General features: G+C 73.0%; 22 protein-coding genes. 14 read left to right on the forward strand and 8 right to left on the reverse strand.

Annotated elements, in window-relative coordinates:
- Nucleotide 1: 1 nt before the first annotated feature.
- Both AB0A74_RS17125 and AB0A74_RS17130 read right to left on the reverse strand, forming a co-directional pair.
- A complete protein-coding gene (locus AB0A74_RS17125) occupies nucleotides 2–1,435 on the reverse strand; it encodes an amino acid adenylation domain-containing protein (protein ID WP_358250379.1) in 1,434 nt (477 codons plus the stop codon).
- The gene (locus AB0A74_RS17130) at nucleotides 1,432–2,532 is read right to left on the reverse strand and encodes an acyl-CoA dehydrogenase family protein (RefSeq protein WP_358250381.1); all 1,101 of its coding nucleotides are present in this window, start codon (nucleotides 2,530–2,532) and stop codon (nucleotides 1,432–1,434) included. The genes AB0A74_RS17125 and AB0A74_RS17130 overlap by 4 nt, the downstream gene beginning before the upstream one ends.
- A gap of 168 nt (nucleotides 2,533–2,700) precedes the next feature.
- Here AB0A74_RS17130 and AB0A74_RS17135 point away from each other — a divergent pair, with 168 nt between their 5' ends.
- Genes AB0A74_RS17135 through AB0A74_RS17160 form a run of 6 tightly spaced genes read left to right on the forward strand, consistent with a single transcriptional unit; the run spans nucleotide 2,701 to nucleotide 7,550 of the window.
- Complete coding sequence (locus AB0A74_RS17135) at nucleotides 2,701–2,985, forward strand: phosphopantetheine-binding protein (RefSeq protein ID WP_343937445.1); 285 nt, start codon at nucleotides 2,701–2,703, stop codon at nucleotides 2,983–2,985.
- Entirely contained in the window at nucleotides 2,972–4,315 is a 1,344-nt protein-coding gene (locus AB0A74_RS17140) for an NAD(P)/FAD-dependent oxidoreductase (RefSeq protein WP_358250383.1), read from the forward strand. The genes AB0A74_RS17135 and AB0A74_RS17140 overlap by 14 nt, the downstream gene beginning before the upstream one ends.
- A gap of 11 nt (nucleotides 4,316–4,326) precedes the next feature.
- Nucleotides 4,327–5,685, forward strand: coding sequence for a TrpB-like pyridoxal phosphate-dependent enzyme (locus tag AB0A74_RS17145; RefSeq protein ID WP_358250385.1), 1,359 nt, complete (start codon nucleotides 4,327–4,329; stop codon nucleotides 5,683–5,685).
- Nucleotides 5,682–6,626 (forward strand): amidohydrolase family protein, encoded by a 945-nt coding sequence (locus tag AB0A74_RS17150; protein WP_358250387.1) that lies wholly within the window; start codon nucleotides 5,682–5,684, stop codon nucleotides 6,624–6,626. Before AB0A74_RS17145 ends, AB0A74_RS17150 begins: the two co-directional genes overlap by 4 nt.
- A 1-nt stretch (nucleotide 6,627) precedes the next feature.
- Complete coding sequence (locus AB0A74_RS17155) at nucleotides 6,628–7,098, forward strand: hypothetical protein (protein ID WP_358250388.1); 471 nt, start codon at nucleotides 6,628–6,630, stop codon at nucleotides 7,096–7,098.
- Nucleotides 7,095–7,550 carry a YbaK/EbsC family protein gene (locus tag AB0A74_RS17160; protein ID WP_358250389.1) on the forward strand — a complete coding sequence of 152 codons (456 nt, stop codon included), beginning with the start codon at nucleotides 7,095–7,097 and terminating at the stop codon, nucleotides 7,548–7,550. The genes AB0A74_RS17155 and AB0A74_RS17160 overlap by 4 nt, the downstream gene beginning before the upstream one ends.
- A gap of 8 nt (nucleotides 7,551–7,558) precedes the next feature.
- On the opposite strand, the gene AB0A74_RS17165 is transcribed toward AB0A74_RS17160, so the two are convergent.
- From AB0A74_RS17165 to AB0A74_RS17175, 3 genes are read right to left on the reverse strand one after another with little or no spacing between them, the layout of a single operon-like run.
- Nucleotides 7,559–8,743 carry a cation:proton antiporter gene (locus AB0A74_RS17165; protein WP_358250390.1) on the reverse strand — a complete coding sequence of 395 codons (1,185 nt, stop codon included), beginning with the start codon at nucleotides 8,741–8,743 and terminating at the stop codon, nucleotides 7,559–7,561.
- Complete coding sequence (locus AB0A74_RS17170) at nucleotides 8,740–9,627, reverse strand: DMT family transporter (protein WP_358250391.1); 888 nt, start codon at nucleotides 9,625–9,627, stop codon at nucleotides 8,740–8,742. Before AB0A74_RS17170 ends, AB0A74_RS17165 begins: the two co-directional genes overlap by 4 nt.
- 2 nt (nucleotides 9,628–9,629) lie before the next feature.
- A complete protein-coding gene (locus AB0A74_RS17175) occupies nucleotides 9,630–10,211 on the reverse strand; it encodes a response regulator transcription factor (RefSeq protein ID WP_358250392.1) in 582 nt (193 codons plus the stop codon).
- A 308-nt stretch (nucleotides 10,212–10,519) separates the two neighbouring features.
- Here AB0A74_RS17175 and AB0A74_RS17180 point away from each other — a divergent pair, with 308 nt between their 5' ends.
- Nucleotides 10,520–11,818, forward strand: a complete 1,299-nt coding sequence (locus AB0A74_RS17180; protein ID WP_358250394.1) for an MATE family efflux transporter — start codon at nucleotides 10,520–10,522, stop codon at nucleotides 11,816–11,818.
- Here AB0A74_RS17180 and AB0A74_RS17185 read toward each other — a convergent pair.
- Nucleotides 11,808–12,701 (reverse strand): NAD-dependent epimerase/dehydratase family protein, encoded by an 894-nt coding sequence (locus AB0A74_RS17185; RefSeq protein WP_358250396.1) that lies wholly within the window; start codon nucleotides 12,699–12,701, stop codon nucleotides 11,808–11,810. The two genes, AB0A74_RS17180 and AB0A74_RS17185, sit on opposite strands and share 11 nt — an antisense overlap.
- A gap of 118 nt (nucleotides 12,702–12,819) precedes the next feature.
- Between AB0A74_RS17185 and AB0A74_RS17190 the strand changes: the two genes are divergently transcribed.
- Nucleotides 12,820–13,557 (forward strand): ATP-grasp domain-containing protein, encoded by a 738-nt coding sequence (locus AB0A74_RS17190; RefSeq protein WP_358250398.1) that lies wholly within the window; start codon nucleotides 12,820–12,822, stop codon nucleotides 13,555–13,557.
- On the opposite strand, the gene AB0A74_RS17195 is transcribed toward AB0A74_RS17190, so the two are convergent.
- Together AB0A74_RS17195 and AB0A74_RS17200 are read right to left on the reverse strand one after the other, a co-directional pair.
- A complete protein-coding gene (locus AB0A74_RS17195; protein WP_358250400.1) occupies nucleotides 13,544–14,167 on the reverse strand; it encodes a response regulator transcription factor in 624 nt (207 codons plus the stop codon). The two genes, AB0A74_RS17190 and AB0A74_RS17195, sit on opposite strands and share 14 nt — an antisense overlap.
- Complete coding sequence (locus tag AB0A74_RS17200) at nucleotides 14,164–15,261, reverse strand: sensor histidine kinase (protein WP_358250402.1); 1,098 nt, start codon at nucleotides 15,259–15,261, stop codon at nucleotides 14,164–14,166. The genes AB0A74_RS17195 and AB0A74_RS17200 overlap by 4 nt, the downstream gene beginning before the upstream one ends.
- Nucleotides 15,262–15,435: 174 nt before the next feature.
- Between AB0A74_RS17200 and AB0A74_RS17205 the strand changes: the two genes are divergently transcribed.
- The 6 genes from AB0A74_RS17205 (at nucleotide 15,436) to AB0A74_RS17230 (ending at nucleotide 21,022) form a co-directional block, all read left to right on the forward strand.
- Nucleotides 15,436–16,446, forward strand: a complete 1,011-nt coding sequence (locus AB0A74_RS17205) for an ABC transporter permease (protein ID WP_358250463.1) — start codon at nucleotides 15,436–15,438, stop codon at nucleotides 16,444–16,446.
- Nucleotides 16,443–17,108 carry an ABC transporter ATP-binding protein gene (locus tag AB0A74_RS17210; protein ID WP_358250404.1) on the forward strand — a complete coding sequence of 222 codons (666 nt, stop codon included), beginning with the start codon at nucleotides 16,443–16,445 and terminating at the stop codon, nucleotides 17,106–17,108. The genes AB0A74_RS17205 and AB0A74_RS17210 overlap by 4 nt, the downstream gene beginning before the upstream one ends.
- A gap of 55 nt (nucleotides 17,109–17,163) precedes the next feature.
- Nucleotides 17,164–17,586, forward strand: a complete 423-nt coding sequence (locus tag AB0A74_RS17215) for a VOC family protein (RefSeq protein ID WP_358250406.1) — start codon at nucleotides 17,164–17,166, stop codon at nucleotides 17,584–17,586.
- A 285-nt stretch (nucleotides 17,587–17,871) separates the two neighbouring features.
- Entirely contained in the window at nucleotides 17,872–18,858 is a 987-nt protein-coding gene (locus AB0A74_RS17220) for an efflux RND transporter periplasmic adaptor subunit (protein WP_358250408.1), read from the forward strand.
- 173 nt (nucleotides 18,859–19,031) lie between these two features.
- On the forward strand, nucleotides 19,032–19,721 hold the full coding sequence (locus tag AB0A74_RS17225) for an ABC transporter ATP-binding protein (RefSeq protein ID WP_358250465.1): 690 nt from the start codon (nucleotides 19,032–19,034) through the stop codon (nucleotides 19,719–19,721).
- Nucleotides 19,718–21,022 (forward strand): ABC transporter permease, encoded by a 1,305-nt coding sequence (locus AB0A74_RS17230; RefSeq protein ID WP_358250410.1) that lies wholly within the window; start codon nucleotides 19,718–19,720, stop codon nucleotides 21,020–21,022. The genes AB0A74_RS17225 and AB0A74_RS17230 overlap by 4 nt, the downstream gene beginning before the upstream one ends.
- The last annotated feature ends 619 nt before the right edge of the window (nucleotides 21,023–21,641 follow it).

The following is a 21,641-nucleotide window of genomic DNA, read 5'->3' on the forward strand; positions in this document are numbered from 1 at the left end:
CCTACCCCGGCAGCGCGGCCAGGGCGCGGCGGTCCAGCTTCCCGTTCGGGGTGCGCGGCAGGGCGGGCACCAGGCGCACCGCGTCCACGATCATGTGCCGGGGCAGGTGCGACGCGCAGTGCCGCTTGGCGTCCAGCAGCCCGAACTCCCCGACCGCGACCACGTGGGCGACCAGCCGGGCGTCCAGGCCGGCGCCCCGGACGCTGACCGCCACCTCGCTCACCGCCGGGTGGGACTGCAACGCCGCCTCGACGTCCCCCAGCTCCACCCGGTTCCCGCGCAGCTTCACCATGCCGTCGCGGCGGCCCAGGTAGCGGTAGTCGCCGTCGGGCGACAGCACCACCCGGTCCCCGGTCGCGTACGGGCCGGTGTGCGGCGGGTGACCGTGGTAGCCCAGCATCACGGTCGGGCCGGACACCACCAGTTCGCCCTCCTCGCCCACCCCGGCCACGGAACCGTCGTCCCGGACGGCCCACACGGTGTCCCCGGAGCACGCGCGTCCGATCGGCACCGGCCGGGTCCAGGCGTCCGGGACCTCCCCGACCTCGAAATACGTGCACACGTTGGTCTCCGTGGGCCCGTAGAGGTTGAGCAGCCGAGCCTGCGGCAGGTGGGCCCGCAGCGCACGCAAGTGGTCAACGGGATACGGCTCGCCCGCGAACAGCACAGCGCGCAACTCCGGCAAGTCGGCCTCCAACAACCCGTTGCGAGCCATCAGGACCAACACGGACGGCACCGAGTACCACACGGTGATCCGTTGCGACACAAGCAGTTCGACCAACCGCTTGGGCGCGTACGCCGCCTCTTGCGGCACCAGGGCGACCGATGCCCCGACCAGGAAGGGCACGTACAGGTCCAGCACGGAAAGATCGAAGTGGAACGGCGCGTGGTTGGCGAACCGGTCCGAGGCCCGAGCGTCCAAGGCGCCGGCCGCCCACTCGACGAACGCCAACGCGTTCCGATGCGAGATCCGGACACCCTTGGGCACGCCGGTAGAACCGGACGTGTAAAGGATGTACGCCAAGTCGTCGGGCGACGCCGACACGGGCGGCAGCGGCTCCACCGGGCCGCCACCCAGCTCAAGGCACACCGCCCCCGGCACGACACCGACGTTCTCCGGAGTCGTCACGACCACCGCCGGCGCGCAATCCCGGATCACCTGGTGCGCCCGATGCGCCGGGCTCAACGGATCGACCGGCACGTAAGCCGCCCCCAACCGCAGCACGGCCTGCATCGCCACGACCGCCGCCAACGACTTGGGCAACCACAACGCGACCCGGTCACCACGCCGAACGTCCAAAGAGGACAGGAACCGGCCGACCAGGTCCGCCTCACGGTCCAACTCCGCGTACGTCATCGAGCCGTCGGCGGTCCACACCGCGAGCGCGGACCCGTCACGACGAGCGCCGGCACGCACGAGATCGGGCAGGATCACAACCCCAGCTCCTTGGCCATCTGTTCGAGCTGCATCTCGGAAGTCCCGGAGAACGTGGTGGCCGCGACGGCGTCCAACAGGTCGGCGGACACCCGCTCGTCGCGCACCCCCGACCCGCCCGTCACCCGCATGGTGAGCAACGCCGCGTCCACCGCCACCTCGCTGACCGCGAGCTTCGCCGACGCCACCTCCCACGCCGCCCGCTCGCCGCGGTCCAGCCGCCAGCACGCCCGCCACAGCAGCAACCGGGCCGCCTCCCACCGCGACCGCAGCCGCACCACCGCGTGCGACACGGCCTGGTTCGCGCCGATCGGCCGCCCGAACTGCCGCCGCGTCCGGGCGTGCTCGACGCACCGGTCCAGCAACCGCCCCGCCTGCCCGAGGTAGGCGGCGAACAGGCACGTCCGCTCCCACCGCATCGACGCCTGGAAGATCGCCGCACCCTGGCCTTCCACGCCCAGCATGTTCCCCACGGGCACCCGGCAGCCCGCCAACCGCACCTCCCCGGCCGGGCACGACGACAGCACGCTCTTCGCGAAGGCCGGCTCGACCACCAACCCCGGCGTCCCGCGCTCGACCACGAACGCGCTCACGCCCAGGTGCCCGAACGCCGGTTCGGTCGACGCGTACACCACGAACACGTCGGCCACCGGACCGTTGCTGACGAACGACTTCGCCCCGTCCAGCACGTAGTGGTCCCCGTCGAGCCGCGCCGTGCTGCGCAGGGCCGTCACGTCGGACCCGGCGTCGGCCTCGGTGATGGCGTTCGCCCCGACCCACTCGCCCGACGCGAGCAGCGGCAGCACCCGCTTGCGCACCCGGTCGTCCCCGTGTTCGGCGATCGGCATCGCGCACGCGAACAGGTGCGCCAGAGCGGAGAACACCACCCCGAGGTCCGCGCAACCCCCGCCGAACGCCTCGGCGACCCGTGCCGTGTCGAGGAAACCGCGCCCCGACCCACCGAACTCCACGGGCACGCTCAGCCCGAGCAGCCCTTCGCGCCCGCACAGCGCCCACAGCTCGTCCCGGCCCGCCGCGGGCCACGACCGCGCCCGGACGCGCTCAACGTCGTCGTCCGCGTCCCATCCGAAGTCCACGCGACGGGAGCATAGGCACCCCGACTTCCCTTGTCCTCAACAGGAATGCGGGGCGGAGCCCTGGCCGAAGGGACGGCCCGCGCCCCGCATTCCGAGTGAAGACAACGGTTTTCCACGCTCCGTAGCATCGAGCGGCCGGTGGTGCCGCCACGTGCGAAGGAGACCTGGATGGAGCACGACGAGGTCCTCGAAGAGCTGACGGGGTTCATCCGGGACAAGGTGCTCGACCCCTCGGCCGGGGTCGAGGTCCGCCCGGACACCCCGCTGCTGGAGTGGGGCATCCTCAACAGCCTGTCCACGACGAGCCTGGTGGTGTTCATCCAGGAGCGGTTCGGCGTCGAGGTGCCCGCCGAGCGCATGGTGGGCCGCAACTTCCGCGACCTGGACAGCATCACGGCTCTCGTGCTGGACCTCGATCGCGCCGAGCTGGGGGAGACCCGTGGCAGACGTTGACTTCGACATCGGCATCGTCGGCGGCGGACCCGCCGGTTCGACGATCGCCTCCTACCTGGCCCGCGCGGGCCTGTCGTGCGTGGTGCTGGAGGGGGAGCTGTTCCCCCGGCCGCACGTGGGCGAGTCGCTGATCCCGGCCACCACGCCGGTGCTCGCCGACATCGGCGCGCTGGAGAAGGTGGACAAGGGCGGGTTCCCGCGCAAGTACGGCGCGGCCTGGACCTCCGCCACCCGCAGCGACATCTCGCCGCTGGGCTTCCAGCTCTCGCACGGCTTCAAGGCCGCCGAGGTCGAGTTCCGCGAGCGCGACCAGAAGGGCGTGCAACAGGACTACACCTACCACGTGGACCGCGGCCAGTACGACCTGTTGCTGTTGCAGCACGCCGAGTCCCAGGGCGCGAAGGTCTACGAGGGCGTGCGCGTGCAGCGGGTCGAGCTGGAGGAGGAGGTCAAGCGGATCGTCTTCACGCTGGGCCGCCGCGAGGTCGGCGTGCGGGTGCGGATGGTGGTCGACGCCAGCGGGCGCGGCACCCTGCTCGGCCGCCAGCTCAAGCTCAAGGTGCCCGACCCGGTGTTCAACCAGTACGCCATCCACACCTGGTACGACGGCCTGGACCGGACGGCGCTCGCGGTGGACGGCAAGCAGGCGGACTTCATCTTCATCCACTTCCTGCCGATCACCGACACGTGGGTGTGGCAGATCCCCATCACCGACACGATCACCAGCGTCGGCGTGGTGACGCAGAAGAAGCACTTCACCGCCGCCAAGCAGCAGTGGGGCGAGTTCTTCGACCAGTCCATGCGGACCCGGCCCGAACTGGCCGAGGCGTTGCGCAACAGCGAGCGCGTGCGGCCGTTCAAACCCGAAGGCGACTACAGCTACGCCATGCGCCAGGTCTGCGGCGACGGCTGGCTGATGATCGGCGACGCGGCCCGGTTCGTGGACCCGATCTTCTCCAGCGGGGTCAGCGTCGCGATGAACAGCGCGCGCCTCGCGTCCTACGACATCGTCGCCGCCGCCGAGAAGGGCGACTTCTCCAAGCCGTCGTTCCAGACGTTCGAGAGCAAGCTGCGCCGGGCGGTGGGCAACTGGTACGAGTTCATCTCCATCTACTACCGGCTCAACATCCTGTTCACCGCGTTCGTGGCCGACCCCCGGTACCGCATCGACGTGCTGCGGATGCTCCAGGGCGACGTGTACGACGGCGGCGAGCCGACCGCGTTGACCCGGATGCGGGAGATCACCCGCGAGGTCGAGGAGAACCCCGACCACCTGTGGCACCAGCACCTGGGCACCCTGCGCGCGCCCAGCCAGGCACCGATGTTCTAAAAGGGGCTGCCGTGAAGAAGTACGTCCTGTCCGAGAAGGACACTCCGACCCAGTGGTACAACATCGTGCCCGACCTGCCCCGGCCGCTGCTGCCGCCGCTGCACCCGGTCACGCACGAGCCGGCGACGGCCGCGGACCTGGAACCCCTGCTGCCCCGGGCGGTGATCGAGCAGGAGATGAGCGCCGAGCGGTGGATCGACATCCCCGAGCCGGTGCAGGAGCTGTACCGGATCTGGCGGCCGTCCCCGCTGTACCGGGCCGACCGGCTGGAGAAGGCGCTGGACACGCCCGCCCGGATCTACTTCAAGTACGAGGCCGTGTCCCCGGCGGGGTCGCACAAGCCGAACACCGCCGTGCCGCAGGTGTACTACAACTCCGTCGAGGGCGTGAAGCGCGTGACGACGGAAACCGGTGCGGGGCAATGGGGTTCCGCGCTGTCGTTCGCGGGCAGCCTGTTCGGCATCGACGTCACCGTCTACATGGTCAAGGCGTCCTTCCGGCAGAAGCCGCACCGCCACTCGCTGATGGAGACCTGGGGCGCGGAGGTGTTCCCGTCGCCGAGCACCCGCACGCAGGCGGGCCGCAAGATCCTCGCCGAGGAGCCGGACTCGCCGGGCAGCCTGGGCATCGCCATCAGCGAGGCCGTGGAGGACGCGTTGGCCCACGACGACACCAAGTTCGCGCTCGGGTCGGCGATGAACCACGTGGTCCTGCACCAGACGATCATCGGCCTGGAGGCCCGCAGGCAGTTCGAGCTGGCCGAGGACTACCCGGACGTCGTCATCGGCTGCGTCGGCGGCGGCTCCAACTACTCCGGGCTCGCCTTCCCGTTCATGGCCGACAAGCTCGCCGGGCGCCGCGACACCCGGTTCATCGCGGCGGAACCGGCCGCGTGCCCGACGCTGACCCGGGGCAAGCTGACCTACGACTACCCGGACGTCGCCGGGCTGGGCCCGCTGCTGCACATGCGGACCGTGGGGCACGGGTTCATCCCCGCGCCGATCCACGCGGGCGGCCTGCGCTTCCACGGCGACGCGCCCACGTTGTGCCTGCTGCACGACGACGGCCACGTGGAGGCCCGCGCCTACAACCAGAACGAGGTGTTCACCGAGGCCGTGCGGTTCGCCCGGTCCGAGGGGTTCGTGATGGCCCCGGAGTCCTCGCACGCGCTGCGCGGCGCGGTGGCGGAGGCGCTGGCCGCCAAGGAGGCCGGCGAGGCGCGCACGATCCTGTTCGGCTTCTCCGGCCACGGCCACTTCGACATGGGCGCCTACGACGCGTTCCTGGCCGGGAAGCTGGAGGACTACGAGCTGCCGCAGGAGCAGATCGACGCCGCGCTGGCCGACCTGCCGACCATCGCGACGACATGACCTGGATCGACGTGCACCACCACGCCTACCACGGCGAACTGGCCGACGCGCTGGCTCGGCGGGGCGTGACCCACATGGCGCCGGGCGTGCCGGTGCCGCGGTGGCGGGTCGAGGACTCGTTGCGGGTCATGGCGAGCTGCGGCCTGGACGCGGCGATCCTGTCCGTCCTCATGCCCGACCAGGCGCTGCGGCTGCCCGACGGCCCCGACCTGGTGCGCGCGACCAACGAGTGGACCGCCGAACTGGTCGGGGCGCACCCCGGCCGGTTCGGCCTGCTCGCCACCCTCCCGCTGCCCGACCTCGACGCGTCCCTCGCCGAGGTCGGGCACGCCTTCGACGTGCTGGACGCCGACGGGGTGGTGCTGCCGGCGAGCCTCGCGGACGGCGCGCTGCTGGGCGACCCGCCGCAGGAGCCGCTGTTCGCCGAGCTGGACCGGCGGGAGGCCGTGGCGCTCGTGCACCCCGACCCCGGCTACCGGTGCTCGTGCACGGGCGCGCCGGACTCCCCGGCCGTCGTCCCGCCGCCGCTGGTGGACTTCGTCATGGACACCACCCGGGCGGTGGCCAACCTGCTGTTCCGGGGCGTGCTGCGGCGGTACCCGCGGATCCGGTTCGTCCTGGCGCACGGCGGCGGCACGATCCCGTTCCTGGCGGGCCGCCTCGAACTGGCCGAGACCTGGGTGCTGCCCGACCGCGACGGCTCGGTGCGCGACGAGCTGGCGGGGCTGTACTACGAGACCGCGCAAGCGTTTTCGCCGGGGGCGCTGTCGTGCGTGGACACCGTCGCGCCGCCCGGTCACGTCCTGTTCGGCACGGACTTCCCGTTCATGACCGAACCGGTCGTCGCCGCGACCCGCCGGGACGTGGCCGCCCACCGCGCGGACGTCGGCGGCGCGGCCCTTGCCCTGTTCCCCCGGCTGCGGGCCGCCGCGAGGAGGTAGCGTGCGCTATTTCGAGGATTTCCGGGTCGGCGAGGTGCACGAATTGGGCAGCCGCGCGTTGACCGAGGCGGAGATCCGCGCATTCGCCCGGGTGTACGACCCCCAGCCTCGGCACATCGGCGGATCGGGTGAACCGCCGATCGCCAGCGGGTGGCAGGTCGCGGCGGCGTTCATGCGCCTCTACGTGGATTCGGTAGTCCGCAGCGCTGCGGCCGACGTGTCGCCTGGAATAGCGGAACTGCACTGGCTGCGCCCGGTCCGGCCGGGAGACGTGCTGGTCGGGCGGGCCACGGTGCTCGGCACGGCCCCGTCGCTGTCCCGGCCGGACTGCGGGGTCGTGCGGCAACGCGGGGAACTGCTCGACGAATCCGGCCGACCCGTCATGACTTTCGTGTTCTACGGATTGATGCGCAAACGCGAGCACGCCCCCGTCGGGGTCCGGGGATCGGAACCCGATACCCTGCGCCCATGAGCAGTCCCGTGGAAATCCTGAAAGACGCCGGCGTTTCCTTTTCCACGTTCACGCACGCGCCGATCCGCACCTACGAGGACATCGAGCGCGAACTCGACCTGCCCGCCGACCGGCTGCTCAAGACCCTGGCGTTCCGCGCCGAGGACGGCCGGTTCGTGCTGGTGTCGCTGCCGATGCTGCTGCCCGTCGGGTACGGCAAGGTCGCCAAGGCCGCGGGCGTGTCCCGGTCGAAGCTGCGCCGCGCCGGCGACGACGACCTGCGCGAGCTGGGCATGGCGCCGGGCGGCATCAGCCCGGTGACCCGCGTGGAGCCGCGCACGGTCGTCTTCCACACCTCCGTGCCGGACATGGGCACCGTGTACTGCGGCAGCGGCCGGGACGACGAGACCGTCCAGGTGGAGGCGGCCGATCTCGTCGCCCTCGTGCGCCCGGTGCTCGCCGAGGTCGGCTGAGCCGCCGGTCAGTTGACCGGCTCCGGCACCGGCTGGGGTTTGCGCAGGTAGAACAACTTGAGCAGCGGCCCGGTCATCATCGTGGTCACCACGGCCATCAGCACCAGCTGCGAGTACAGGTCGCGGCCGAGCAGGCCCAGTTCCAGGCCGATGCCCAGCATCACCAGCTCGGTCAGGCCACGCGTGTTCATCAACGTCCCCAGCGCGACCGACTGCCGCCACCCGACCCGCGCCAGCCGCGCGCCCAGCACCGCGCCGGTGAACTTGCCGCCCACGGCCACCAGCATGATCAGCGCGAACCCGAGCCAGCCGACCGCGAGCCCGGACAGGTCCACCCGCAACCCGGCCACCACGAAGTACACCGGCAGCAGCAGCACCTTGCCGACCTGCTCGACCGGGGCCGTCACGCCCGCCCGCAGCTCCGGGTCGCGCGGCATGACCAGCCCGAACAGGAACGCGCCGAAGATGAAGTGCAGCCCCATCCACTCGGCCAGCGCGCTCCACACCAGCAGCCCGACCAGCACGGCGGCGAACAGGTCCCGCCGGTTGCTCAGCCTGGCCAGCACCGGCCGCACCACCAGGAAGCTCACCGCCACCAGCGGCACGGCCAGCAGCAGCCGCCACTGGTCCGGGGAGCCCGCGCCCAGCGTCGCGATGGCCACCGCGAGCAGCGACCACGCCACCAGGTCGCCCAGGGCGGCGCTGCCCAGCGCGAGCGTGCCCAGGCGGGTGCCGCCGAGCCGGAAGTCCGCGATGATCCGCGCCAGCACGGGGAACGCGGTGACCGCCATGGCCGTGCCCAGGTAGAGCACGAACCCGGTCCGGTCGTCGCTCATGGTCAGCGCCAGCAGGACGCCCAGCGCGAACGGCACCAGCATGGACCCGGCGGCCACCGACGCCACCGCCTTGCCCCGCCCGCGCAACAGCTCCCGGTCGAACTCCAGTCCGACCAGGAACATGAAGAACACCAGGCCGACGTTGGCCAGCGAGCCGAGCATGGGCCGGATGTCCACGGGGAACACCGCGTCCGCGATCGCGCCGCCGAACAGCGTCGGCCCCACCAGCACGCCCGCCACGATCTCGCCCACCACGGCCGGTTGCGCGAGCCTGCGGGCCAGGGCGCCCATCAGCCGCGCGAGCGTGACGATGACGGCGAGGGCGATCAGGAGCTGGACCACCTGGTGCGAGGTCATCGGACACCGACCTCCACCCGCGCCGGGCGCAACCCGATCACCAGGCCCACCAGCACCAGGCACACGCCGACCAGGTCCGCGAGCCCCGGCCGCCCGGTGCCCAGCAGCGCGCCGGACACGATCGCGCCGATCGGCAGGAAACCGGAGAACAGCCCGGCTCGGTCGGCCCCCAGCCGCGGCAGGGACGCGTACCAGCACAGGAACGCGAACACCGTCACCACGACCGCCAGGTACGCCAACGCCAACCCCTCCGCCACCGTCGGGACCCGCACCACGTCGGTCCCGTCCACCACCAGTCCGACCACGACCAACTGCGGCACCGCGAGCGCCGCCGAGTACGCCGACACGCGGATCGCGCCCAGCCGCCCCAGCACCGGCAGCGCCAGCAGGGAGAACCCGGCCTCGCACGCCAGCGCGCCGAACGCCAGCAGCAGCCCCAGCGGCGAACCGCCGCCGAACCCGGACGTCACGCCGACGCCGACCACCACGACGACGGCGGCCACCAGCACGCGGGGCGCGGGTTTGCGCCGCTCCACCGCCGGCCCCACCAGCGCCAGCACGATCGGCACCGCGGCGACGACCGTGCCCACGGTGGCCGGGTCGGCGAACCGGGTGCTCTCCACGACGAGCACGTTGAACGCGGTCAACCCGGTCAGCGCCAACAGGAACAGGAACAGCGCTTCGCGGCGGGTCAGCCGCAGCGGCCCCTTGCCGAACGCCTGCGCCACCACCAGCAGCAGCACCGCGCCGACCAGGTAGCGCACGGCCTGGCCGCCGTAGACGGGGTAGTCGTGCAGCGCCGGGGACACCCCGGTCAGCGTGCCGACGCAGAACATCGCGGTCGCGGCCCCCAGTGCGCCGCGCCGCTGGTCGCCGGGCGCCACCGCTAGGGCCTCCGCGCGCGCGTCGCCGACTCGCCGACGCTGATCAGGCCGGTCTCGTAGGCGTAGGCGACCGCGCTGGCCCGGTTGGGCAGCCGCAGCTTGCGCAGCAGGTTCTGCACGTGGAACTTGACCGTGCTCTCGGTCAGCGACAGCTTGCGCGCCATCTCGGAGTTGGTCTGGCCGCTGACCAGCAGCCGCAGCACGTCGGCCTCGCGGCGGGTGATCTGCTCGGGACCGTGCGCCTCGACCGGGTCGGCGGGTTCGGCGCGGGCGAAGAAGGCGTAGCCGGCGGCGAGCATCCGGATGGCGCTGAGGAACTCGTCGGGCCCGGCGGCGGGTGGCAGGACGCCCACGCGCGGCGCGGCGGGCAGCACGGCCCGGTCGTCCACCACGAGGACGCCGGTCCGGTCGGAGGTCCGGCTGTCCAGGAACCGCCGGGCCGCCACGGGTGGGCGCGGCACGTCGGCCAGCGCGCCGATCACCACGACGTCGGGTTGTTCGGCGGCGTGCCGCACGAGCGCGTCGTAGGTGTCGACCTGGTGCACCACTTCGATCCCGGTGGCGTCGTCGAGTACTTTCCGCATGCCGATCCGGAAAAGCGTCCGGTGTTCGGCGATGACTAATCGCGTTGTTCCCGTCAGGAATGCGTTCTGCACAGCGTCAGGCCCCCAACCCGGTCCTCGCGTCGTCGAACGGGCGCCCCATCGCCCGTGACCGTCCTGTGTGGACTGATTCCCCCAAGGCCCGATCAATGTTTCCCGCGAACCACGATCAAATCAACCGGGCGGGCGAGATTGGGCCGAACGGGTGGCCGGCCCGGATCCACCCGAACTCCACCCGGACGCGACCCCGGTCGGCGATGATCCGCGTGGGTACGACTCGGGGGGTTGCTGTGCGATACCGGCGGATCGCGGCACTGGCCGTGCCGATGGCCTTGCAGACCGCGATGATGCTCGTCGGCCAGGTGGTCGTGGTCGCGTTGATCGGGCGGATGGGCGACGGCGCGCTGTACGTGCAGGCGCTGTACGCGCCGGCGGAGTTCCTGCTGGTGGCCGTGGTGAACGGGTTCGCGGTGGCGTTGCAGGTGGCCACCGCTCGGCGGGTCGGGGCGGGCGAGCCCGGCGCGGTCGCCGGGTACTACGGCGGGCTGCTCGGGCTGGGCGTGGCCGCGTACGCGGTGCTGGCGGGGGCGTTGATCGCGTCGGCGGGCACGTTGGGCGAGCTGGTGGACGTCGCGCCGGCGGAGGCGCAGCGGTTCCGGTCGTTCCTGGTGGCGATGGTGCTGGTGGGGTCGTTGCGGCTGGGCGGCGAGCTGTGCTCGGCGGTGTTGCGCGGGGTCGGGCGCGGGACGGCGGCGGCGCTGCTGACGTTGACCTACGTGGTGCTGATGACCGCCGGGGTGGCGGTGTTCGCGTCGGACCTGGCGGCCGTGCCGGTGGTGGCGGGCGTCGCGGGCGCGGTGGAGCTGGGCGTCGGGCTGCTGCTGGTGGCGCGGGCCGGGCTGGTGACGTGGCCCGGGGTGCGGGCGTGGCCGTCGGACGTGGGGCGGCTGGTGGCGGGCGTGGGGCTGCCGGTGGCGGCCACGTACGTGCTGCTGTTCGTGGTGAACCTGCTGCTGGTGCGGATCGTGGCGATCGACGGCCCGGCGGCGGTGGCCGGGTTCAACGCCGGGTACACGGTGCAGACCGCGGTGCTGGTGCCCGCGATCGGGTTCGGGTCGGCCATCGCGGTGCTGGTCAACCAGGGCGTCGGCGGCGGTGACCGGGAGCTGGCGGCGTCGGCGTTCCGGCGCGGGCTGGTGCTCGCGACGGCCGGCTACGCGGTGGTGACGGTGGTGTTCGTGCTGGCCGGGGCGCCGCTGGCGGACCTGATGGCGGCGGACCCGGCGGTGGTGGCGGAGGTCCGGGCGTTCCTGACCGTGATGGGGCCGACGTTCGGGTGCAACGGCCTGGTGCTGGTCGCGTTGACCGTGGTGCAGCAGGTCGGGCGCGGTGGGGCGGCGGTCGGGTTGAACCTGGCGTACTTCGTGCTGGTGATCGTGGTCGGCTGGATCGCGGTGGCGCGGACCGGTGACGCGCACGGCCTGGTGGTGACGATGGCCGTGCTGGGGTACGCGAGCGCGGTCGTGGGGCTGCCGGCGTCGGTGTGGTTGGTGCGCAAGGCGATCCGACCGCGGCTGGTCACCGTGTGAAGGTCTCGCGCAGGGCCTGGTCGATCGCGCCGCGCGTGCCGTCGCCGATGAACAGCTCGCGCAGCAACAGGTCCGGCAGGTGCGCCGGGTCCAGTCCGGACTCCTTGCCCCGCACCGAGTGCGCCAGGCCGGTGAGCCGCAGGGCGGCCTTGAGCACGGTCGGCGGCAGGGCCCGCACGCGACGCGGGTGACCGGTGGCGTCGGCGATGCGCCCGAACATCTCGCGCCAGGTCAGGTTCTCGTCGGCCACCGGGATGTCCGCGCCGGACCGGCTCTCCAGCGCGTCCACCACGACCTCGGCGACCCGGCGGGCGGTCGTGGCGGCGCTGCCCCCGGGCGGCGCGACCAACGGCGACCGCGACCGGGCCCACTTCGCCAGCGGCCCGGCCCAGTTCGGCAGCCGGTCGCCCGCCCGTCCGAACACGAACGGCAGTTCCAGCACGGCGACCGGCAGGTCCGGCCCGGCGGCCTCCCGGGCGGCGCGGGCCTGCTCGACGCGGCTGCGGATGTACGGGTGCTTCGCGGCGAGCCGCCACTCGGGGTGCTCGCGGTGGAAGTGCGTGTAGTACGAGCCCAGGACGACGGCCCGGGTGAGGCCGTGCGCCCCGGCGGCGGCGAGCAACCGGGCGACCGGCTCGACGTTGCCCGCGTGGAACACCGGGTAGGCGGGCGCGCGCGGGACGTTCCGGTCGTCCACACCGGCCGCGAACACGACGCCGTCGTGGCCGGCGAGCGGGGGCGTGTCCTTCGTGGCGTCCAGGGCGTGGTCGACGTCGGGTCCGGGCGTGCGCGCGACGGTGGTCGCGTGGTGCCCTTCCTCCCTCAGAAGCGTGACGACGTGCCGCCCGACCAACCCGCTCGCACCGACCACGACGATCCTCATGGGGACATCATGTCGTTCCCGTGCTTGGCTATGGGCCGTGGACGGGCGTTTTCCCCAGACAGGGCTGCGGCACTTCGTGACACAGGTCGAGCAAGCGTGTGCCGAACACGGGGCGAAGGTGCGGTGGCACTCCGACCACTGGGTGGCCGAGGTGCTCTCCGACGACCGGCGGTTCCTGGTCATCGGCCAGGTGTTCCCGCTCAACACGGCCTCGGCCGCGCAGGTCGCCACGGACAAGGTCGCCACCGCCGGGCTGCTGGCCGACCGCGGCGTGCCCGTCGTGCCGCACCACCTGCTGCGCTTCGCCACCGACCGCGACCCGGTCGCGCTGACCACGACGCTGGTCGGGTTGCCGGCCGTGCTCAAGCCGCACCGGGAGAGCAGCGGCGTGGACGTGCTGCGGGCGCGGGACGAGACCGAGGCGCGGACCGGGCTGGCCCACCTCGCCGGGCGGTACCGGGCCATCGCGGTGTCGCCGCTGCTGCCGATCGAGGACGAGTACCGGCTGGTCGTGCTGGACGGCGAGGTGCTGCTGGTCTACCGCAAGGCCATCGCGCCGGGGGAGTGGCGGCACAACCTGAAGTTCGGCGCGCGGCCGGACCTCGACGTGCCGGCCGACCGCGCCGCCACCCTCGCCCCGCTCGCCCTGGCGGCGATGCGGGCGCTGGAACTGCGGTTCGCCAGCGTGGACATCGCCTGGGTGGCCGGCCGGCCGCTGGTGCTGGAGGTCAACAGCGGGGTGTCGCTGGAGCACTTCAGCCAGGCCGGGCCGCGCCACCGGGACCTCGCGGCGGAGGTCTACCGGACGGCGATCCGGGCGTGCCTGGAGGTCCCGGGGGACGTCACGGCCGGATGAGGCCGCGCTCGCGGGCCGCCGCCACCGCCGCCGTGCGGTTGTCCACGCCCAGCTTGGCGTAGATGTGCACCAGGTGGGACTTCACGGTGGCCTGGCTGAGGAACAGCCGCTTGCTGATCTGCTGGTTGGACAGGCCGGCCGCGACCAGGCCGAGCACCTCGGTCTCCCGCCGGCTCAACGCGGACCCCGGCGAGCGCAGCCGGCCCAAGAGCCGCTGGGCGACCGCGGGCGCTAGGGCGGACCGGCCCGCCGCCGCGTCCCGCACGGCCGCCGCCAGGTCCGCCGGGTCGGCGTCCTTGAGCAGGTAGCCGGTCGCGCCGGCCTCGATGGCGGCGAGGATGTCCGCGTCGCTGTCGTAGGTGGTCAGCACGAGCACGCGGGGCGCGCCGGCCCGCGCGGTGATCTCCCGGGTGGCCTCCGCGCCCGCCATGCCCGGACCGAAGCGCAGGTCCATCAGCACGACGTCGGGCGCGAGGGCCACCGCCAGCTCCACCGCCCGCTCGCCGCTCGCGGCCTCGCCGACCACCTCGAAGTCCGGTTCGGCGGCCAGCACCGCCCGCAGCCCGGACCGGACGATCGGGTGGTCGTCGGCGATCAGGAGCCGGATCACGGCTCGGCCCGCGGGAAGCTGACCGCCAGCGCGGTGCCCTGGCCGGGTGCGGACTCCACCACCAGTGACCCGCCCAGCTCGGCGACCCGCGCCCGCATCGCGACCAGCCCGAACCCGCCGCTCGCCCGCACCGCGTCCGGGTCGAAGCCCACGCCGTCGTCGACCACGTCCAACGTCACCCGGTCCTCCATGTAGCTCAGCGTGAGGTCGGCGTGCCCGGCGCGCGCGTGGCGCACCGCGTTGGCCACCGCCGACTGGGCGACCCGCAGCAACGCCACCTCGTGCGCGGTCGGCAGCGGGACCGGGGTGCCGTCCACGTGCAGGGTCGCGGGCAGCTCGCGGGTGCCCTCGCACAGCCGCCGCAGCGCCGCCGGCAGCGACTTCCCGGCCAGGTCCGGCGGGGTGAGGGCGTGCACGAACCGGCGCGCCTCGGCGAGGTTGTCCTGCGCGGTCGCGCGGGCCTGCTCGACGTGGCCCGCCGCCGTCCCCGGGTCGTCGGGCAGGCTGCGGGCCGCCGCGCGCAGCAGCAACTGGATGCTGGACAGGCCCTGCGCGAGGGTGTCGTGGATCTCGCGGGCCAGCCGTTCCCGCTCCCCCAGCACGCCGCGCTCCCGTTCCGCCGCGGCCAGCGACGCCCGGGTGGCCTCCAGCTGGTCGATGAGCCGCCGCCGCCGCTCGCTCTCCCGGTACAGCGCCTGGTAGCCGAGCACGCCCGCGACCGTCACCACCGCGCCCAGCGTCGGCCCGACCACCGCCGCGACGGTGAACTCGCCCCGGTGCCACGCGAACCCGGCGACGGCGACCGCGGTCGTGGCCGCGACCGCCAGCAGCCCCGGCACCCGCGGCAGCAGGTGCGCCTGGAGCAGGAACAGCGGGAACGCCAACCACACGCCGTCCGGGCTGACCACGAGCACGCCCGCCCACGCCGCGGTCACGGCCAGCAGCCACCAGCGCGGTGGCGTCACCACCCCGAGCGCGTACACCGCGGCGAACGCGCCCGCCGCCACCGCGCCGCCGCGGAACACCACCACCGCCAGCAGCACGGCCACCAGGACGTGCACCGGCCAGGGGCGGGCGAAGCGGTGGGTCGTCACGAGCGTTCGACACTACGTCCCCGCCCCACCGGGCATCAACCGGCCGGGCATCAACCGAAAGGTTGACTTCCGGCTCCGCACTTCGGTGTGCGGCAAGCGTTCCCGGGCGCGATGTCCACAGCGGACGCCGGCGGCAGGCTCGGCGGTGTCGTGTCGGCACGAGAGAGGTCCGCTGTGTTCGTGGCGTGGAGAGACCTGCGGTTCGCCCGAGGGCGGTTCGCGTTGATGGGCGCCGTCGTGGTGCTGATGACCATGCTGGTGACGTTGTTGTCCGGGTTGACGGCGGGGTTGGCGCGGGAGAGCACGTCCGCCGTCGCCGACCTGCCGGTGGACCACCTCGTGTTCGCCGGCGACACCTTCGCCGAGTCCGCGATCACGCCGGCCGCCCGTGCGGAGTGGGCGCGGGTGCCGGGGGTGGAGTCGGTGCAGGCGTTGGGGATCTCCACGGTGAAGGCGGTCGCGGGGACGCGGACGGCGACGGTGTCGGTGTTCGGCGTCGAACCGGGTGGTCCGGTCCCGTCGGCCCCGGAGGGCGAGGCCGTGCTGTCGGCCGGCGCCGCCGAGGAGCTGGGCGTGACCGCCGGGCAGTCGGTGCGGCTGAACGGGCGCAGCGTGCAAGTGGCCGCCGTGTCGGGGGACGCCTCCTACAGCCACATGCCGGTCGTGTGGACGGGCGCGCCGGCCGACGCGACCGTCCTCGCGCTGACCACCGACGGCACCGCCGACCTGGCCGCCGCCGACCAGCGCCTGGGCACCCGCACGGTCGGCCGCGCGGACGCCTTGTCCTCGATCGGCTCCTACGCGTCGGAGAACGGGTCGCTGCAGCTCATGCGCGGGATGCTGTTCGCCATCTCGGCGCTGGTCATCGGCGCGTTCTTCACCGTGTGGACGATCCAGCGCAGCGCGGACATCGCCGTGCTCAAGGCGCTGGGCGCGACCACCGGTCACCTGATGCGCGACGCGCTCGGCCAAGCCTTGGTGCTGCTGGTCGCGGGCACGGCCGTGGGCGCGGGCCTGGCCGCGCTCCTCGGGGCGTGGGCCGCGACCGCCGTGCCGTTCGTGCTGGACGCCTCCCTGGCCCTGCCCGCCGTCGTGATGACCCTGCTCGGCCTCGTGGGGGCCGCGCTGGCGGTCCGCCGCATCACCTCCGTGGACCCCCTCACCGCCCTGGGGAGCACCCGATGAGCCTCGGCCTGACCGACGTCACCCTGACCTATCCCGACGGCGACGGCCGGCTGACCGCGTTGGACGCGGTGAGCCTGGACGTCGCGGCGGGCACCACCACTGCGGTGGTCGGCCCGTCCGGTTCGGGCAAGTCCAGCCTGCTCGCCGTCGCGGCCACGCTCGTCACGCCGGACTCCGGACGGGTGGTCGTGGCCGGCGTGGACGCCACCGGCCTGAGCCCGGCGCGCCGCGCCGAACTGCGCCGCACCCGGATCGGGATCGTCTTCCAGCAACCCAACCTGATCCCGTCGCTGACGGCGTTCGAGCAGGTGGAGCTGATGGCGCGCCTGGCCGGCGTCCGGTCCCGCGCGGCGGACCTGCTGGCCGCGGTGGGCCTGGCCGACCACGCCCACCGCCGCCCGCACCAGCTGTCCGGCGGCCAGCGCCAGCGCGTGAACATCGCCCGCGCCCTGGCCCACGACCCGGCCGTGCTGCTGGTCGACGAACCCACCAGCGCCCTGGACCACGCCCGCGGGGCGGAGGTGTTCGCGCTGCTCACGCGGCTGTCGGCGGAACGCGGCGCGGCCACCGTCGTGGTCACCCACGACCGGACCCACCTCGACGGCGTGGACCGGGTGGTCGAGGTGGTGGACGGCCGGGTGCGGGCCGGCGCGGTCCGGTAGCGCGATCCCGGGGCGCTTGTCAGGATGTGGCCACCCCCGACCCCAGGAGGACCCCGTGGCCTCACGTCTGAACCCGTACATCAGCTTCGACGGCAACGCCCGGGAGGCGATGGAGTTCTACCGGGACGTGCTCGGCGGCGAGCTGCGGCTGAGCACGTTCGGCGAGTACGCGCCCCCGGACACCCCCGGCGGCGACAAGATCATGCACGCCATGCTGGAGACGCCCGGCGGCTTCACCCTGATGGGCGCGGACACCCCTCCCGGCCAGCCGTACCACCGCGGCGACAACATCTCGATCAGCCTCAGCGGCGACGACGCCGGCGAGCTGCGCGGCTACTGGGAGGGGCTGTCGGCGGACGGGACCGTGGCGGTCCCGCTGGAGAAGCAGATGTGGGGCGACGAGTTCGGCATGTGCGTGGACCGCTTCGGCATCACGTGGATGGTCAACATCGCCGGCTCCGCCAGCCCGGCCCCCTGACCCGCGCGTCGGGGAATCGCGGGCCCACGGGCCCGCCACCTCGCAGTCCGATGTGGACAGACGAGGTGTGTTCGTCGCGCCCGCCCGCGACTTCCGGCGGTTCGACAAGCCCCCCGCCAGCCGCCCGCGGCCCCGACCGCCGAGCCGGAGCTGCAAGACCTCCTGCCGGACCTACGCCCGGGCCGCTGACCTGCCGTGGGACGGCCGGATGCAACCCGGTGCGGGTCCCGGGCGTCCTCTCGGTAGGTTGGGCCAAACCGGCAAGTGATCGCTTGGGGGAAACCGGTGTCGAAACAAGCGCAGCTCAGCGCTGCCGTCCTCGCGTGCGCGCTGGTCGCGACCGCGTGCACGTCGAGCGGCCCCGAGGCCGCCACGCCCGACCTGGCACCGCGCGGCACGACCATGACCACGGCCAAGCCGACCAGGCAGGACCTGACCAACAAGGTCAGCCTCACCGGCAAGGTCGCCATGAACCCGGTCTACGGGATCACCGCGCCGGTCGCCGGCCAGGTCCGCTACCTGGAGGTCGCCCAGTCCACGGCCACGCCGACCAGGCCGACGCGCGTGGCCACGGTGTGGGCGGACGGCAAGCCCAACCACGTCGAGGTGCCCGCCGGGTCGAGCTTCGGCGGCAGGCTGGTGGACGACCGCGCCACGGTCACCGCCGGCATGCCCGTCGCGTCGGCGAAGTACGCGGGCTACGGCATCGTCGCCGACATCAACGGCGAGCAGGCCTACCAGATCGCCGACGCGGTCAGCGGCACCATCCAGGCGCAGATCAAGAACGGCCCCGGCCCGTTCCCGTGCACCCTGTTGGGCACCATCGCGGCGCTGCCCGCGGGCACCGTCCCCGCGCCGCCGCCCGCCCAGCCGGAGGAGCAGACCCCGGAGACCACCGGCCGCCAGGCGCCGCCGCAACAGCAGCAGCCGCCCGGCGGCTCGTCCGACCCGACCGGCCTGCGCCTGGTGTGCACCGCGCCCGACGACGTGAAGCTGATCAACGGCGCGTCCGCGACCCTGGAGGTCGTCACGGCCAGCGCGCAGAACGCGCTCGTCGTGCCGGTCGAGGCGGTCGCCGGCGGGCAGGGCAGGGGCAAGGTCGACGTGGTCGGCCCGGACGGCGCGAAGACCACCAAGGACGTCGTGCTCGGCCTGACCGACGGCAAGGTCGTGGAGGTCAAGGAGGGCCTGACCGGCGAGGAGACCCTGGCCGTGCCCGGCCCGGACCTGCCGCAGGCGCCGCAGGGACAGCCCGAGGCGGGTGGCAGGTGACCGCACCCACGCCACCGACCGGCGGGGGAGCGCCGCCCCAGACCGGCGCTTTCCCACCCGCCGCTCCCGGCACCTTCCCACCCGCCGCCCACGGCAACCTCCCGCCCGCCGCCCACGCCTTCCCGCACCCCACCGTTCCCGGCATCCCGCCGCAGGCCCCCGGCACACCGCCGCTGCTCCAGCTCACCGGCGTCACCAAGACCCTCAAGGGCCAGCAGGAACCCCGCACCATCCTCGCCGGCGTGGACCTCACCGTCCACAGTGGAGACTCGATCGCGATCCTCGGCCGCTCCGGCTCCGGCAAGTCCACCCTGCTCAGCGTGATCGGCCTGTTCGACCGCCCCGACGGCGGCCGGTACCTGCTCAACGACCGCGACATCACGAAGCTGCCCGAGCGCAAGGCCGCCGCGTTGCGCAGCGCGGAGTTCGGGTTCGTGTTCCAGCGGTTCTTCCTGCTCAAGCACCTCACCGCCGCGCAGAACGTGGCGATGGCGCTGGTCAACGGCCAGGGCTGGCTGCCGCGCCGCAAGCGCAAGGCCAAGGTCATGGCCGCGCTGGACCGGGTCGGCATCGCGCACCTGGCCAAGCACAAGCCGCCCCGGCTGTCCGGCGGTGAGCAGCAACGCGTCGCCATCGCCCGCGCCCTGGTGCGGGAACCGCGCGTGCTGCTCGCCGACGAACCGACCGGCGCGCTGGACACCGAGACCGGCAACCTGGTCGTGGAGGTCCTGCGCGCCACCACCGACCAGGGCTGCGGCCTGGTGCTGGTGACCCACGACCGCGACCACGCCGCCAAGATGGGCCGCGTGCTGCGGCTGGCCGACGGCGTGCTCAACCCGGCCGACGAGCGGGTGGTCGCGTGATCCGGCTGTCCGGGCGGCTGCGGTCGTCGCTGATCATCGGCGGGCAGGGCATCCGGGCCCGCAAGCTGCGCACGTTCCTGTCCATGGTGAGCCTGTTCATGGGCGTGCTGGCGGTCGTCGCGGTGCAGGCGGGGGCGGAGATCGCCAACCGCGCCATGCTCGCCGACGTCGAGCTGCAAACGGGCAAAGACGGCACCCGCATGATGTACATGCCGCCCACCGCCGACGTGGACACGGTGCTGGAGGTCGTGCGCGGCCGGTCCGACGCGGTCGCCATGACCGGTACGCAGGCGATCATCGGCGAGCCGGGCGTCAAGCCGATCAACGAGGGCGGCGGCCCGATCGACCAGCCCGGCGGCTACGGCCCGCGCATGACGTGCGACCAGAACGGGTGCCGCGAGCTGAGCGACGGCAACAAGGACCGGCCCGGCGGCCAGGCGATCGAGCTGCAGCTGACCGGCCTGACCGGCGACGTCCGCACGTTCAAGCCGTTCCGCGCGGTCTCCGGCCAGTGGCTGGAGTTCGGCGGCGACCCGTCCCTCGCGCCGAGGCTGGTGCTCAACACCAAGGCGGCGGAGGCGTTCGAGCGCTACCGGGTGCCCGCCGAGATGCGCATCAACGGCGCGCCCACCAACGCCACCCCGCGCTTCATCGGCGTGGTCGACGACGGCAACTGGAGCCCCGCCGCCTACGTCCGCTCCGACGAACTGGCCAACTGGCTGCCCGCACAGGGCATGAGCGACGGCCGCAACGGTCCGGGCCTCCAGGTCCTGATGTCCCCGACCGCGTCCGACGTGGAACACGCCCTGCGCGCCCGCCTGGTCGCCGGTGGCGTGCCGGCCGACCAACTCCACGTGAACACGGTCAACACGTTGGAGCGCATGTCCACCGAGCTGAAGCTGATGCGCCTGATCTTCCTGGGCATGGCGGCGCTGGTGCTCCTGATCGGCGTGGCGGGCATCCTCAACGTCGGCCTGGCCACGGTCGGCGAACGGGTGGAGGAGTTCGCGCTGCGCCGGGCCGTGGGCACGCCCCGGTTGTTGCTGGCGGGGATCGTGCTGGCGGAGACGTTGCTGACCGGTTTGCTGACAGCGGCGGCGGCGATCGGCGCGGCGGTGGTCGGCCTGCGGGTGGCGGCGTCCCTGTTCGGCTCGCGTTTCCCGTCCCTGCAGGGCGTGGACTTCCCGTGGCAGGCCGGTGTGGCCGGCGTCGTGGCGGGTCTGGTGGCCGGCGTGCTGGGCGGCCTGGTGCCGGCGCTGCGAGCGGCCCGGATCCCGATCTCCACGGTGATGCGCGCGTAAAGCGGTTGGACCGCCGTGCCAGGCTTGTCGGCGTGCGAGAACGCGCGACGACCGGCAAGTCGGGCGCGGCGGTCAGCAGGCGACGGCGGCGCGCAGCGCCCAAGGGGCCTGGTGAGGTCACACCCCAACCCGGGCTTCTTGCTTGTGTCATCTCCGTATGGCCTGCCCGAAGGGCTACCACACTTTCCCGGGGTTGGGCCAAAAAGTTTTGCGAGGAACGAGCAAAAGTTTTTCGACCAACCCCGGGAAAGTGTGGTTGGCTCCGCCAGGCCATACGGAGATGACACAAGCAAGAAGCCCCCGCTCTTTCTTTTGCTTTTTGTCATCTTTGGCGGCCTGCCCGCCGGCGAGGCTCTTTTCGCTTTGAACTCAACGCTGACGCTCTCAAGCCCTCGCTTCGCGGGTCTGAACGCAACGCGCTCCGCGGTCTCAAGCTCGGACGCGCTTCGCGCTTGGGAGCGCTCCGCGCATTGGAACGCGCGAAGCGCTTGAAAGATCAAAAGCGCCTCGCCGGCGGGCAGGCCCCCGGGGGTGGAAGGGCGTCGGTTCGTTCCCCGTACGGCCTGCCGAAGGCAACCACCCTTGGGCCTTGTTCGCAACCGGTAAAGCGTGGTTGCAA

Origin of the sequence: Saccharothrix sp. NPDC042600, from assembly GCF_040647305.1 — a bacterium.
Lineage (GTDB): Bacteria > Actinomycetota > Actinomycetes > Mycobacteriales > Pseudonocardiaceae > Actinosynnema > Actinosynnema mutabilis.